Genomic DNA, 12,912 nt, shown 5'->3' on the forward strand with positions numbered 1-12,912 from the left:
GCCCAGATTGGGGTGATTTGAGCCCATTTAGTCCTTTCTTTGGTTCCCACCTTCGAGAGGGTCTAATCAACACGTATCGTGAGTTTACTCAGCTCAGAACTGGGGACAACGGCCTGAACTGTGAAATTAAACCGTCCAAGGCGGGCACCTTGTAAATTTGCTTGCAGTGGATCAACGTTAATGGAGATATCACTGTCATAGACAATTGCAGTACAGGATTGTCCCACTAAATCATTGAGTTGAGCATTGCCTAAGGGCTGAATGTTCAGGACTTCATCGAGATTGGTTTGAGGCAGATTCCCAGCTAAAAAATCATTGAGGGATAAGGGGCCGTTTTGACCATTCAAGGTCTGGGGCAGAGAAAAGACACCTTCATCGCCTGTTTGCCCAGTGGGGATAGTCACGATGTCTCCGGTATAGCTGGTATTCCAGAGAAAAGTAGGATTCCCTAGCTGGGTCGGGTTATTTTTATTAATCAAGGCATTCACGCTAATGCCTTTGTTTTGGGCAGCGTCTTGAATGGTGGGGATATCGCTGTCTATGCTGTCTTCATCCATGACTAGAAGACATGCAGTTGAATTGGTTGTCCCCAATGAAGTTCCAGAAGTCTGGGCAAATTCTAGGGCACGGATAGCGGTTGTGGAGCTATATCGGTAAGTATCCGTTTGCGCCAAGACTTTGTTAATTCTGCCGGTTTGATAGACTTTGGCGATGTCGCCCGTGGCATTAACGCAGACATAGAATCCAGGGGTGCCCGAACCGACCCAGTTGGTTTCACAGGTGGGCAGGGAGCCTTCACTTTCAATCAGATCAATGAGGGGCTCATGGGGCCATTGGGTTGGGGCATCAGGATTGATATAGGTCCCCTGATCGTCATAGGCAGGCCCCCACCGATAGATTGCTTTAGGACCCTGCCAAATACCGTTAGGGGGTGTAGCGAGATAGTAGACGATGGGGATGAGGTTGGTCTGAGCCATTCTTAGCATCAGGACGGGCTGAACTTGGGATATGTCTGGGCTGATACCTGACAAGAATTCGATGGGTTGTTCAGAACTGATAGAGGCATCCTGGACAATTGTGGCGGCTGTTCTGATTTCCTGGGCTATAAAGTCTCCAGCTCGATTCAGTTCTACGCGACGTTCGTTTTGAGCGTTGGTGGTGGTGCTGGTGGTGATGATGGAGACCAAACCATAGCCACTTAGGGTGATGAGAAAAAAGCTGATGACACCCCCCACCAACAACTCCGTTAGGGTAAATCCTGCTATCGATGGACGGTCGATTTGCCTTTTATGCACGGGCTTGATAGCCATAAAATATTATGCCAAGAGAGTATAAAAGTAGATTTATTAAAGAGCGAATCGTTGTTGCTGATTTTTTTAGCTTTTTTAGAATAGCTAGATTTATTTTTTTGTGCCTTGAGAATAGCTGGATTTATTTTTTGCACCCTCTTCGATTGAAAAATGCCTATTAAATATGGAGTTGTGCAATCCGTTGTGAAGTGAAGAAGACGTTAACTTAAATGCTGGTTGCTATCCCTTGTGAGTAGGTTGATTGGATAAATGACTGTGTGGTACAGAGATGAATAAGTTTGGGAATTGGATGGGGATTGAGGGCTGAATTCTACTGGGCGTTTGCTATCAATATCCGTGCAAATGAATTAATGTCGCGACTCTGATCTTCTGAAGACTTTAAACGGTCTAGGTTTGCATATATTCTGAAAAAAAGACTGATAAGTCTTGGGTGATGTGACGGAACTGGAGGTTGTGGGGACTCGGTGAGAAAAATCCTGATTTTGGCAGCCAATCCTAAGAACACCAATCAGCTCAGATTGGATGAAGAGGTGCGGGAAATTCAGGAAGGGCTGCAGCGATCGCGCAGTCGAGACCAGTTTGAAATTGTGTCTCGGTGGGCGGTTCGTCCCAGCGATTTACGACGGGCGCTGTTGGATTATGAACCGCAAATAGTCCATTTCTGTGGCCATGGGGCTGGGGCTGAGGGATTAGCCCTGGAGAACAATGCGGGGCAGATAAAGCTGGTTACTGGGAAGGCGCTGGGCGGACTGTTTAAGCTGGTGCAAGCAAATGTGGAATGTGTCTTGCTTAATGCCTGCTATTCAGAGGCTCAATCGAAGGCGATCCACAAATATATTAGCTATGTGATTGGTATGAGTAATGCCATCGGCGACCGGGCGGCCATTGAGTTTGCTGTGGGGTTTTATGATGGCTTGGGCGCAGACCGCTCCTACGAAGATGCCTTTGAATTTGGGTTGTCGGCCATTGCCCTGGAAGGGATTGACGAGACGGCTACGCCGAAGTTGAAATCGCCAGGACCAGGCTCCTCCCCAAACTCTGTTCAACGGATTAACCCGTCATCTGCGCAAAAGCCTGAATCTGAGAATAAGACTGCCAACAACCCTTTGTCGGGGGAGGGAAAAGCCCGGATTTTTATCAGCTATAAACGGGATGCTGTACCGGATGAACAGTTGGCTTTGGCGATTTATCAGCATTTGGGCCAAAGCCATGAAGTGTTTATCGATCAGAGCATGGCGGTGGGCACAAAGTGGGCCGAGAAGATTGAGCGGGAACTCCGACAGTCGGATTTTTTGATTACGTTATTGTCGGCTTCGGCGGTGGGAAGTGAGATGGTTCAGGGGGAGGTGGAAACGGCGAATCGGCTGGGAAGTGAATTGGGTAAGCCTGCGATTCTGCCTGTTCGGGTCAATTATCGGGAGCCGTTTACCTATCCCCTCAGTGCTTACCTAAATCCAATTAACTGGGCGTTTTGGGAGCAGTCGGAAGATACGCCCCAATTATTGGCAGAACTGGAGCGGGCCATTGCTGGCGAATCCTTGTCGATTGCTTCGGATAGGGCCAAACAAGATCTGGTCCAACTGCCGACGGCAGATAAGGCTGAGATTCCGCAGCCCCTGCCTTCGGCCCAACCCCCAACGCTGGAAATGCCGGAGGGGTCGATGGACCCGGAGTCGCAGTTTTATGTGGAGCGCCAGGGGGACCAGATTGCCTTGGCAGCAATTCAGCGGCAGGGAGTGACAGTGACGATTAAGGGACCGCGCCAGATGGGCAAGAGTTCCTTGCTGCTAAAGACCGTCGATCAGGCGATTCAGGCAGATAAGCGAGTGGCTTATATTGATTTTCAGTTGTTTGATGATGCGGCTTTGGGGGATGCGGATCGGTTTTATCAGCAGTTTTGCCTGACGATTACAGAGCAGTTGGAACTGCCAAACCGAATTGAGGACTTTTGGCAGGATGAGTTGGGGAATAACCAGCGCTGTACTCGGTATATGCAGACTTATGTGCTGCGGGAGCTAAAGCATCCGTTTGTGCTGGCGATGGATGAGGTGGATCGGATTTTTGATCGCAAGTTTCGGTCGGATTTCTTTGCCATGTTGCGGAATTGGCACAACAATCGGGGGTTACCTTTGCCCGCGATGAAGGTGTGGAAGCAGTTTGATCTGGTGCTGGTGACAGCGACGGAGCCCTATCACCTGATCGCAGATTTGCACCAGTCGCCCTTCAACGTGGGGGAAGTGATTTCTCTGAAAGACTTTACGGCGGCGCAGGTGGCGGATTTGAACCAACGGCATGGTTCGCCTTTAACCGCCGAACAGGAGCGGGCGTTATTTGCTCTGCTGAATGGCCATCCCTATCTAATTCGCAAGGCGCTTTATCTGGTAGCCAGTGGTCAAAAGTCGATGGATCAGGTGTTGGCGAAGGCAGATCGGGATGATGGACCCTTTGGTGATCATCTGCGGTATCACTTATTTCGAATATATGATCGGCCCGAACTGGTGCAGGGGATGTTGGGGGCGGTTCAGAAGAATCGATGCGAGGATGAGCGGATTGTACGGCTGCTCTGTGCGGCGGGCCTAATTCGCCAGGAGGGGAAAGCAGAGTTGCCCCGCTGTCAGCTTTATGGGGACTACTTTAAGGCACATCTGGAATAGGTAGAGGGAGGGTATGGGGACTGAGATTTATACCGTTGGCGGTACCGTGCAGGCGAATGCCCAGGGGCTGTATATTCCTCGGCAGGCGGACCAAGACCTGTTGCAGCTTTGCCGAGACTCGACTTTTGCCTATGTGTTGACGCCACGGCAGATGGGCAAGTCCAGTTTGATGATGCGGACGGCAGAAACGCTCTATGAGGAAGGTATTGCTGCTGTAATTATTGACCTGACTACAATTGGGACTCAGTTGACGGCGGACCAATGGTATTTGGGATTGTTAACTGAAATTGCTGATCAGTTGGTGCTGTCGGTGAATGTCTATCAGTGGTGGCAAGCGCGTCAACATTTGGGAGGGACCCAGCGGCTGAGTCATTTTTTTGAGCAAGTGGTGATCCCAGAAACGACTGACCCGGTGGTGATCTTTATTGATGAGATTGATACCACGCTGACTTTGGGTTTTGCGGATGATTTCTATGCAGCAATCCGGGGATTATATGTGGCTAGGGCGAAACAGCCAGTGTTACATCGACTGTCCTTTGTGTTGATTGGGGTGGCAACGCCGAGTGATTTGATTAAAGACGCCAAGCGGACGCCTTTTAATGTGGGAGAACGGGTGGAGCTAACTGATTTTACCCAGGCTGAAGTGTTGCCAATGGCGACAGGTTTGGGATTAGAAAGTCAGCAGGCAGAGCAAGTATTGGGGTGGGTGTTGAAGTGGACGGGGGGACATCCTTACCTCACCCAACGGCTGTGTAAGGCGCTGGTAGATGAGGGGAAGCAGGATTGGCAAGAGTCGGATGTGGATCGGATAGTTCGCCGCACATTTCTGGCGGAGGAAAGCGAAAAAGACAATAATCTGCAGTTTGTGCGGGATATGTTGACGAAGCGGGCACCTGAAGATTTAGAAGAAGAGGTCCTCAAGTCTTATCGGGTAAAAGTTCTCAAGACCTATCGGGAGGTGCAAAGTGATAAGTCTCCTGTTAAAGATGAAGAGCAATCTCTGGTGATATCTCATCTGAAACTCGCTGGGGTGGTGAGAAAAGAGGGTGAACTACTTAAAAATCGTAATCTTATTTATATAACTGTTTTTGATAGGAGGTGGATTCAGCAACATTTACCAGAGAGTTTGTGGCAAAAACTCAAGCCAGCGATGCCATTGATTGCTTTTTTGTCAACTGTATCAGTTGCAGTGTCAGGCTTAGCAGTTTATGCGATTAATCAAAGGAATGAAGCTAGATTGGCAAAGAGTGAAGCTCAAAAATCTGAAGTAAGAGCTGAACAAAAAGCTAATGATGAAGAATATGCCAAAAAACAAACTGAAATTGCCCTTGAACAATCTCGCCGGAATGAAAAAGCAGCTAAAAACGCAGCGCGCGAAGCTCAACGGCAAAAGAAATTTGCTCAAAAGTCAGCGTTACTTGCAAAGCGTCGATTGCAGCAAGTGAATTCAGCACGCAAAGCGGAAGTTATAGCGAGAGAAAAAGCTCAAAAAGCCCAAAACTTAACTGAACGTCTACTAACCGAAGCTGAATTCCAGAAAAGCTTTGCAATCACACAAAGTGAAATAGCCAATCAAGAAAGAGCTGAAGCTGAAAAAGCAACAAAAATAGCAAAATACCAGACTGGCTTGGCCGAAATGAGGCAGCATAATGCTGAACTTTTAGCAGCAGCACTCAATGCTGAGAAACTTTTTGGAAGTGGGTTGGAGATTGCTTCACTAGTTGAAAGCCTCAAAGTAGCCCAAAAACTTAAGGATTTAATTGAGCTAAAACAAGTTCAACCTAGGGTGAGAATTCAGTCTATTGCGATCCTTAAAAATATTGTATATGGAATTAAAGAGCAGAATCAATTAACCGGTCATAGAGTCGGGGTCCGGTCCGTAACATTCAGCCCCGATGGCCAGACCCTCGCGTCCGGGAGTGCTGACGGCACCGTGAAGCTGTGGGATAGACAGGGCAAGGAACTGGCTTCTTTCACAGGCACGGGATATGGCACTAGCATCAATTCCGTGGTCTTCAGTCCCGATGGTCAGACCCTTGCTTCCGGGGGGTGGTTCGGCACCGTAAAGTTGTGGGACAGACAGGGCAAGGAACTGGCCTCCTTCAAGGGACATGGCAATTCGGTCATGTCCGTGGTCTTCAGCCCCGATGGTCAGACCCTCGCATCTGGGAGTAGAGACGGCACCGTAAAGCTGTGGAATAGAAAGGGCAAGGAATTGGCCTCCTTCACCGGACACTTCACTGGACGTTCCTGGTTGCATAGTAATGTGGTCAATTCTGTGGTCTTCAGCCCCGATGGCCAGACCCTCGCGTCTGGGAGCTCTGACGGCACCGTGAAGCTGTGGGACAGACAGGGCAAGGAACTGGCCTCCTTCACAAAACGTGGCGCTAGCATCAATTCCGTGGTCTTCAGCCCCGATGGTCAGACCCTTGCCTCCGGCAGTACTGACGGCACCGTGAAGCTGTGGAACAGACAGGGCAAGGAACTGGCTTCCTTCACAGGACATGGTGATGCGGTCATGTCCGTGGTCTTCAGCCCTGACGGCCAGACCCTTGCCTCCGGGAGTAGAGACGACACCGTGAAACTGTGGGACAGACAGGGCAAGGAACTAGTCTCCTTCACTGAACGTGGTGATTCGGTCATGTCTGTGGCCTTTAACCCCGATGGTCAGACCCTCGCTTCCGGGGGGATTAGAGGTGTTGTGAAGCTGTGGGATAGACAGGGCAAGGAACTGGCCTCCTTCAAGGGACATGGCAATTCGGTCAGCTTTGTGGCCTTCAGCTCCGACGGTCAGACCCTCGCCTCCAGGAGCACTGACGGCATCGTGAAGCTGTGGGGCAGACAGGGCAAGGAACTGGCTTCCTTCACGGGCGGTAGGGCCAAATCCGTGGCCTTCAGTCCCGATGGCCAGACCCTTGCCTTCGAGGATTCTGAGGGCACCATGAAGTTGTGGGACAGACAGGGCAAGGAATTGGCCTCCTTCAACGGACATGGCAATTTGGGCATGTCTGTGGTCTTCAGCCCCGACGGTCAGACCCTCGCCTCCGGGAGTCATTATGGCTCCGTGAAGCTGTGGGATAGACAGGGTAAGGAACTGGTTTCCTTCAAGGGACATGGCAATTCGGTCAATTCTGTGGCCTTCAGCCCCGATGGTCAGACCCTCGCCTCCGGGAGTGTTGACGGCACCGTAAAGCTGTGGGGCAGACAGGGCAAGGAACTGGCCTCCTTCAACGGACATGGCAATTCGGTCAATTCTGTGGTCTTCAGTCCCGATGGTCAGACCCTCGCCTCCGGGAGTAGAGACGGCACCGTAAAGCTTTGGAATAGACAGGGCAAGGAATTGGCCTCCTTCAAGGGACATGGCGATTCGGTCATGTCCGTGGCCTTCAACCCCGATGGTCAGACCCTCGTCTCCGGGAGTACTGACGGCACTGTGAAGCTGTGGGATAGACAGGGCAAGGAATTGGCCTCTTTCACTGGACATAGCTCTTCGGTTAATTCCGTGGCCTTCAGCTCCGACGGTCAGACCCTCGTTTCTGGGAGTGATGACCGCACCGTGAAGCTATGGAATATGGACCTCGAACACTTAAGAGAATTGGGCTGCCAATGGTTAGGCAACTATTTTGCCAACAATCCGACTGGTCAAAAGCAGAGAGAAGTCTGCAATGGCGTTACAGGATCATCTCAACTTCAAGATAGCCAAGCAAAATTTTTCTCGGTTCATCAAATTCCTTTCCAGCTAGCAATGCAATTGCAGAACTTACCCATGCATATAACTGAGAGCTACAGAAACTTAGAAACTTCGTTGAAATTACTTGAATTTCCTCACTCCAAATCTTGATAAAGCATTTCAAACCCAGAACGGTCTATTCTACGATTACCCTGTTTTGGAGAACGTTACCATCTGTACAATTTCAAGGCAATCAATGGCTGCTGAGTTGCGTTCAGAGGATGCTTGGCCTTATAGGTAATAAGCTGAAGGGCTAGGGAGAAAAACCTTTTTTGGTATAAAAATGGAGTCTGATGGCCCTTACCCTACCAATCTTGGGAGAGGGACTTTTAAGACTTCATTCTTAGAGAATGGAAAAAGTGTTGCCAGTTGCGCAAGAAACGGGTGGTTTTTACCGCTCAAGATCGATACCGTAGACGGAGAAAACTGACTGACTCAACACCATGCCTCCTCCAAATACCATTGCCAGCGAGATAGACACCTACGATCGCATCTCCGATGCCATTACTTTTATTCGCCAGCATCACCTAGAGCAGCCCAATCTTTCAACCATCGCCCAGCACGTCAACCTCAGCGACTATCACTTTCAGCGATTATTCACCCAATGGGCAGGGATTAGCCCCAAACGCTTTCTCCAATACCTGACTCTAGACTATGCAAAATCGAGAATCGATCAGTCCCAGAATCTGCTAGCCCTAACCGCCGAGTCAGGACTATCCAGCCCAGGACGACTCCACGACTTATTCATCACCCTAGAAGCCATGTCTCCCGGTGAATACCGAGCAGGAGGGGCTGGGCTCAATATCCGCTACGGTATCCACGAAACCCCCTTTGGATATTGCCTAATTGCCCTTACCCCCCGTGGTATTTGCAACATTCATTTTTTGCCCAGTGCCGACGAACAAGCGAGCCAAAAGCAGCTCCAAACAGACTGGCCCCAAGCCAAAATCATCCGTGATCAAACCGCAACGGGGAACGTGTGCGATCAAGTCTTCGCCGCCTCTCCTTCCTCCCCCTTAGCCCTCCACCTCAAAGGCACCAACTTTCAGATTCAAGTCTGGCAAGCCCTCTTGAGAATTCCCCAAGGAGAACTGACCACCTATCAAACCTTAGCCACCGCCATGGGTAAACCCACCGCCGCTCGCGCCATTGGTAATGCCGTAGGCCGTAATCCCATCGCTTATCTGATTCCCTGCCATCGGGTGATTCGGAGAACAGGAGAATTGGGAGGCTATCGTTGGGGATGCGATCGAAAAGCAGCCATGCTGGGTTGGGAAGCCAGCCAAATCAAGGAGTAACTCTGCAAAATCTTGACCTAGAGATCAGCGCTGATCATGCCAAAATTTATGGTGATCGAAACCTTCAAGCCTAATTGCCGAGACCTCGCCTACGAAAGATTTCATCAGCAGGGACGTTTATTACCGTCCGGTCTCCACTATTTGGATAGCTGGTTAGAAGCAAACGGCAATCGATGCTTCCAACTGATGGAAACTTCAGACATCGCCCTATTTGATCAGTGGATCGCCCACTGGGAAGATCTAGTATCCTTTGAAGTGATCGAGCTGGGCGAGAAGCCACAATTATGAGCCGATCGCAGAGTTTAGGACCATGCCATGATTCGACCGACCCAACCCAAAGATAAAACGGCCATCCTGGCCATTGCTAAAGCCATTGGGTTTCAGCCAGAGGAACAGGAAACCCTGGGGGAAATGGTGGCTGACTATTTCAAGGGCAACGGTGAACTGTGGTTTACGGACGATGAGCAGGGTCCCGTCGGGGTTGCCTACTGCGCCTCCGAACGGATGACCACCGGAACCTGGAACCTGCTGTTTATTGCCATTCACCCCGAACGGCAGGGGCAAGGACGAGGCACCGCCCTAATTCACCATGTCGAGCAAACCCTGACCGCCCAAGGTGTGCGTTTGCTCCTAGTCGAAACCTCAGGCGTACCAGATTTTGAACCTACCCGCCAGTTTTATCGCCACTGCGGTTATGAAGAAGAAGCCAGAATTCGTGAATTCTATGATGCTGGGGATGACAAGATCGTGTTTCGCAAGGTCCTTAAGACCGTGGACTAGGGTAACAGCGCCTCAATTTAGGCTACATCAACCACGACCTTGCCGATAAGTTGGCCACTATCCAACGCATCATGGGCTTGAGCCGTTTCAGATAAGGGATAGTGAGCCGCAATCTTCGCCTGCAGGGCACCATCATTAATGGCTTGATTGATATCTCTGGCCGCTGCGGCATGGGCTTCCTCACTCATGGCATATACCAGCACCGTTCGTAGAGCCGCATTCTTGTAGAGCAGATCGTAGAACGGAATCGTAACCTGGGGTGTGTTCCCCGATTCGTAAGTTGCAATCACCCCATTACGAGCCACAAGCTTGGCGTTGATTTCCATATTGGCCGCCAGAGCCACATCGACAATGCGATCGCATCCCCGTTTGCCAACGAATTCCCGCACCCTGGCGACAATATCCTCCTGGCGATAGTTGAGGACAAGATCGGCCCCGCATTGAGCTGCCGTCTCAGCCTTTTCTTCATTACTCACCGTGGTAATTGCTCGGGCACCGCCCCATTTAGCCAGCTGAATGGCATACATCCCCACTGCCCCTGCACCACCATGAACCAGAATGGTTTTGTCCTCGACGGCACCATCACTAAAGACCGAAAAGTGGGCTGTCATCGCCGGTACACCCAAACTGGCTCCTGCTGCAAAATCGAACGACTCAGGTAGCGGCACTGCTTTATAAGCCGGTACAACCACATAGTCCGCCGCCGTTCCCCAGGCAGAACCTCGTTGGGCTTCATAAATCCAGACCCGTTCTCCGACTCGCGAGGGTGGAACCCCCTCTCCCACTGCCTCAATCATGCCTGCCCCATCATTATGGGGAATGGTTCGAGGATAGGGTTGCTTTAACCCCATCCAACCGCTGCGAAATTTAGTATCCGAGGGATTAACCCCAGACGCATGGACGCGAACCAGGACTTCCCCAGGGCCGGGGGAGGGCTGTTCCAGGTCGCCATATTGCAAAACAGCGGCTGCTTCTCCCGGTTCCTCGTACCAAATCGCCTTCATATCATCTTTTTCCGTTGCGTTTGAGGGTCTCTTGAGGCTGGTTTTAATGGGTAAAGACTCGATAAATCGGATTGAATATGCAAGTTTACGGAAAAATTTCCATTTTCTTAGTGTTATGAATTGGGGGAAATTATATCGTCACTCTGACAATATCACTTCAGCTTTATGCCCCTAGGGATGGAGGCTTTATTGTGTTACTCAATGTTACCAATTGGTCCTAGAAGCTAAAGAATTATCAGGTAATTTCTTAGAGGCTGAAGGGTTTGGATGGAGAATTTTAACTAGCGCTTCGCCAATACCATGAACTCCGATTCTCAAGTCCCGCCCTCTCCGTCTCCAGGCCGATCACAGCCCGGCCAGAATAGCGCTCAGACTCAGCCCGTCCAGCCCCAGCAAATCCTAGATGCTTTGCCGGTTGTGGTCTGGCAAGCAGATAGCCAAGGAAGCATTATTTCCTTGAGTGCTCGGTGGCAAACTTTTACCGGATACTCCTCCCAACTCTCCCTGGGAGAGGCATTTTGGGATAGGGTGGCAGAACAAGAAGTAGCGTTAAGTCGGCAACAGTGGCAGACGTTCTGCCAACAACAGCAGCCTTTTACTCTTTATCTGAATGTGGTTCAGACAGGGGGGACGTTTAGTCGGGTTCTTGTCATGGGGGAACCCCTGCAAGATGAACAAGCACAGCCGATTGGTTGGGTGGGGACAATGCAGTTGGTTGATGAGTTGGAACCGGCGTCACCTGAGTTGGATTATGGTCAACATTTCTTGGCGGCCGTTTTAGATAACCTCTCCAATGGCATTGTGGCCTGTGATTCCCAAGGCGTTTTGACCCTTACTAATCGGGCCACCCAGGAAATCCATCAAAAACCCTTTCGTCAAATTCCGGCGGAACAATGGGCGGATTACTATCAGTTGTACCGACCAGATGGCATCACCGTTCTCGAACGGGATGAAAACCCTTTGTATCAAGCGCTGTTAGGGGAGTCGGTGCAAAATGCCGAGGTGATGATTAAGCCTGCTCAGGGACCACCCCATACGGTGCTGGCGAGTGGAGATCCCATCATTGCGAAAGATGGCCAAACCTTGGGGGCCGTGGTGATTCTGCAGGATATCACCGAACGGAAAAAGGCTGAACAGGAATTACAAGAAAGTGAAGAACGCTGGCAGTTGGCGTTGCAAGGGGCTGGTGACGGTATTTTTGATTGGAGTCTCGTCACCAATAAAGCGTTTCTCTCCCTACCCTGGAAGCAGACCTTAGGTTATGAAGCCCATGAGGTAGAGAACAGCTTTGAAGGCTGGCGATCCTTAGTACACCCGGATGATTTAGAGGATGCAGCGGCAGCGTTGGAAGCGCACTTTAAACAAGAAGAACCCTTGTACCAATCAGAGTTTCGGATGCGGTGCAAGGATGGTACGTATAAGTGGATTCTCGCCCGAGGTCAGACCCAAAGGGATGCAGATGGACAACCGATCCGCATGTTGGGATTGCACCAGGATATAACCCCTCAGAAACTGGCAGAACAAAAGCTGGCTGAAATGAACCGGGCATTAGAGTCTCGCGTCAACACCCAAGACTCCCAGTTAGCGGAGGCCAATCACCAAAACGAAGCATTAGCGGCCCAAGAACAGACGGCCCGTCAGCAGGCCCAAGTTGCCCAAGCAGAAACTGAACTCTACGAAAAAATTGTCAACAATATTCAAGTGGGTTTCCTGGTTTGGCATTCGACCGATTTAACCTCTATTGAATCCTTTGAGTTGCTCATGGCTAACCCAGCAGCAGAGCGGCTGCTAGAAATGGAACTGCAGGACAAAATAGGGGATCTGATTGGTGCTGTTTTCCCCGATTATGTCCAAAATCATCCCAACAACTTGTTGGCACTTTTGCAAGTGATTCGGAGTCAGCAACCCCGCACCATGGGCAATGCCAGTATTTTGCTACCAACCGGAGCAACACGAGTTCTGTGCTTGCGGGCTTTTCCCTTACCAGATGCGTGTGTTGGTATTGCATTTGAACCCACGGCTGATGCTTCGGTTTGAAGGGTGAGAGGGTAGCCGTCGATGTCTACTTCTTTCGGTAGATGCCGTGCAGAAGCAAACTCCTTCTCTTGCCAGATGGAATGCTAGGCAGAATTCCCT

General features: G+C 50.5%; 8 protein-coding genes. 6 read left to right on the top strand and 2 right to left on the bottom strand.

The features are described from left to right. Positions 1-62: 62 nt before the first annotated feature. The gene (locus tag AM1_RS37720; protein WP_012165227.1) at positions 63-1,310 is read right to left on the bottom strand and encodes a PulJ/GspJ family protein; all 1,248 of its coding nucleotides are present in this window, start codon (positions 1,308-1,310) and stop codon (positions 63-65) included. 464 nt (positions 1,311-1,774) lie between these two features. Here AM1_RS37720 and AM1_RS22610 point away from each other — a divergent pair, with 464 nt between their 5' ends. The 5 genes from AM1_RS22610 to AM1_RS22630 all read left to right on the top strand — a co-directional run bounded on the left by AM1_RS22610 (position 1,775) and on the right by AM1_RS22630 (position 9,772). After that, complete coding sequence (locus tag AM1_RS22610; RefSeq protein ID WP_012165228.1) at positions 1,775-3,964, top strand: AAA-like domain-containing protein; 2,190 nt, start codon at positions 1,775-1,777, stop codon at positions 3,962-3,964. Positions 3,965-3,977: 13 nt separating this feature from the next. Next, the gene (locus tag AM1_RS22615) at positions 3,978-7,805 is read left to right on the top strand and encodes an AAA-like domain-containing protein (protein WP_012165229.1); all 3,828 of its coding nucleotides are present in this window, start codon (positions 3,978-3,980) and stop codon (positions 7,803-7,805) included. Between the two features lie 332 nt (positions 7,806-8,137). Then, complete coding sequence (locus AM1_RS22620; protein ID WP_012165231.1) at positions 8,138-8,992, top strand: methylated-DNA--[protein]-cysteine S-methyltransferase; 855 nt, start codon at positions 8,138-8,140, stop codon at positions 8,990-8,992. A gap of 36 nt (positions 8,993-9,028) precedes the next feature. Continuing rightward, the gene (locus tag AM1_RS22625; protein WP_012165232.1) at positions 9,029-9,280 is read left to right on the top strand and encodes a DUF3303 domain-containing protein; all 252 of its coding nucleotides are present in this window, start codon (positions 9,029-9,031) and stop codon (positions 9,278-9,280) included. A gap of 27 nt (positions 9,281-9,307) precedes the next feature. Further along, the gene (locus AM1_RS22630; RefSeq protein ID WP_012165233.1) at positions 9,308-9,772 is read left to right on the top strand and encodes a GNAT family N-acetyltransferase; all 465 of its coding nucleotides are present in this window, start codon (positions 9,308-9,310) and stop codon (positions 9,770-9,772) included. Positions 9,773-9,789: 17 nt separating this feature from the next. Here the strand turns inward: AM1_RS22630 and AM1_RS22635 are convergent, their stop codons facing one another. Further along, positions 9,790-10,776 carry an NADPH:quinone reductase gene (locus AM1_RS22635; protein WP_012165234.1) on the bottom strand — a complete coding sequence of 329 codons (987 nt, stop codon included), beginning with the start codon at positions 10,774-10,776 and terminating at the stop codon, positions 9,790-9,792. Positions 10,777-11,076: 300 nt separating this feature from the next. Here AM1_RS22635 and AM1_RS22640 point away from each other — a divergent pair, with 300 nt between their 5' ends. Further along, complete coding sequence (locus AM1_RS22640) at positions 11,077-12,813, top strand: PAS domain S-box protein (RefSeq protein WP_012165236.1); 1,737 nt, start codon at positions 11,077-11,079, stop codon at positions 12,811-12,813. Positions 12,814-12,912: the final 99 nt, after the last annotated feature.

The sequence above is a fragment of the Acaryochloris marina MBIC11017 genome, from assembly GCF_000018105.1.
GTDB lineage: Bacteria > Cyanobacteriota > Cyanobacteriia > Thermosynechococcales > Thermosynechococcaceae > Acaryochloris > Acaryochloris marina.